The sequence below is a fragment of the Paenibacillus sp. 01T443 genome (assembly GCF_056398325.1).
The window spans coordinates 1-458 of the sequence record NZ_JBFTPE010000081.1 but is presented as its reverse complement, the minus strand read 5'-3'; the positions used below and the strand labels follow the sequence as shown (position 1 = coordinate 458).

Sequence of the window (458 nt, the reverse complement as noted above, 5' to 3'; positions counted from 1 at the left end):
CTCGTAGTCCTCGGCCTTCGCCGAGATCCGCTCGGCATGCGCGAGCGACGAGGAGACCTGCTCGTTCGCGTCGGCGGTGATCCGCTCCGCGTGCGCGACAGCCTGGTTGTGCAGCACCAGGAACTCCTGCTGCGCATCGTCCTGACGGCGCGTGAGGGACTCCTCCATCTCGAGCACGCGGGCGTTCATCTCGCGCACCTCACGCTCGGCGGAGACCCGCAGATCGGTCGTCTCCCGGGTGACCATCGCGCGCAGAGCCGCCGCACCCTTCTCCGCCTCGGTGCGGATCGAGTGAGCCTCCTGCTCGGCGTGGTTCACCTTCTCCGCCGCGTGCGCGGCCTCGCGCTCGACCTGCGCGGTGTGCGCGGTGAACTCGGTCTCCATCTTCAGGCGCACCTGGTCGGCGTCGCGCTGGGCCTGCGCCGTGATCCGGGCAACGTCCGCGTCGAGCTCGGCAC

General features: G+C 70.5%; 1 protein-coding gene. It reads right to left on the bottom strand.

Annotated elements, in window-relative coordinates:
• On the bottom strand, positions 1-458 hold a 458-nt coding region (locus AC1DLI_RS34390), incomplete at both ends, for a hypothetical protein (RefSeq protein ID WP_477610222.1).